The 1,535-nt window shown below is 65.0% G+C and carries 1 protein-coding gene and 2 pseudogenes; 2 read left to right on the plus strand and 1 reads right to left on the minus strand.

The genetic code is table 11. The features are described from left to right. Positions 1 to 960, plus strand: a pseudogene (locus AB0M20_RS42825) (IS256 family transposase); the annotation flags it as partial. A gap of 227 nt (positions 961 to 1,187) precedes the next feature. Here AB0M20_RS42825 and AB0M20_RS42830 read toward each other — a convergent pair. Continuing rightward, positions 1,188 to 1,337: pseudogene (locus tag AB0M20_RS42830) on the minus strand (IS110 family transposase); the annotation flags it as partial. Between the two features lie 58 nt (positions 1,338 to 1,395). On the opposite strand from AB0M20_RS42830, the gene AB0M20_RS42835 reads away from it, so the two are divergent. After that, on the plus strand, positions 1,396 to 1,535 hold a 140-nt coding region (locus AB0M20_RS42835), incomplete at its 3' end, for a transposase (RefSeq protein ID WP_364307169.1).

A 1,535-nucleotide genomic window follows, 5' to 3' on the forward strand; every position in this document is an offset into this window, starting at 1 on the left:
CGAGCCGCAGATCGTCAAGAAGCGGCAGCGGCGACTCTCGGGCGTGGACGAGATCGTGTTGTCGCTATATGCCAAGGGACTCACGACCGGGGAGATCAGCGCGCACTTCGCCGAGATCTACGGCGCCTCGGTGAGCCGGGAGACCGTCTCACGGATCACCGACAAGGTGATCGAGGAGATGACCGACTGGTCGCACCGCCCGTTGGACGAGATCTACGCGGCGGTGTTCATCGACGCCATCGTCGTCAAGGTGCGCGACGGGCAGGTCGCGAACCGGCCGTTCTACGCCGCGATCGGCGTCACCCTCGACGGTGACAAGGACATCCTCGGGCTGTGGGCGGGCACCGGCGGTGAGGGCGCCAAGTTCTGGATGAGCGTGCTGACCGACCTGCGCAACCGCGGCGTCAAGGACGTGTTCTTCCTGGTCTGCGACGGCCTCAAAGGCCTGCCCGAAGTGGTCACCCACGTGTGGCCGCGCACGGTGGTGCAACCTGCATCATTCATTTGATCCGCAACACGTTCCGGCTGACGTCTCGCCGCTACTGGGATGAGCTGAAACGCGACATCAAACCGATCTACACCGCGGTCAACGCCACCACCGCCCGGGCCGCGTTCGACGACCTCGCCGACAAGTGGGGCGGCCGGTACCCGGCGGTGATCCGGCTGTGGGACAACGCCTGGTCGGAGTTCATCCCCTTCCTCGACTACGACGTGGAGATCCGGCAGGTGCTGTGCAGCACCAACGCGATCGAGTCGTTGAACGCGCGTTACCGCCGGGCGGTCAAGGCGCGCGGGCACTTCCCGAACGAGCAAGCGGCGCTAAAGTGCCTATATCTCGTAACCCGGTCGTTGGACCCGACCGGGACCGGCCGGACCCGATGGACGATGCGCTGGAAACCCGCGTTGAACGCCTTCGCCATCACCTTCAGCGACCGCTTCCCAGCCGCTGAAACCTACTGATGAACCGCCGGAAACACCGTTAGCGAGACAGTCCCCACGATCAAGCAGGCCGCCTGTGGGGCTCGCAAGGTGGGTTCGGCTAAGCTGCCTGCGAGTATTCGTTGATCAACCCGCCGAGGATCGGGCGTCGTCGTACCTTGGCGGTCGTTGAGGAAGCGACTCGAGGAAGCGGCTCGGGTGGCCGCTGACCCAGTGAGCGATGTGGCCGATGGACTCTTCTATGTCTGTCAAGCGGCCTGCGGGCAGGTGTCGGGGCGGGCGTGGAGTCTTTCGAGGGTTCGGTAGAGCTGGCGGGCGAGGTAGCGCTTGAGGCAGCGCCGGATTTCTTTGGTTGTTCGTCCTTCTGCGCGGCGTCGTTCGACGTAGGCCTGAGCTTCCCCCGGTTTCCCGGACACCATCGCTGAGGCGACACTGGTCGCCGAGGGAGGAGTTCGGATGCCTGCACCACACCCGCCGGAGTTCCGTCAGCGCGCGGTCGAGTTGGCCCGGCTTCGGGACAAACCGATCCGTGAGATCGCCCGGGATCTCGGGATTTCCGAGTCGTGTCTGCGTAACTGGTTGGCTCAGGCCGGCAC

Origin of the sequence: Actinoplanes sp. NPDC051633, assembly GCF_040681735.1 — a bacterium.
Classification (GTDB): domain Bacteria; phylum Actinomycetota; class Actinomycetes; order Mycobacteriales; family Micromonosporaceae; genus Actinoplanes.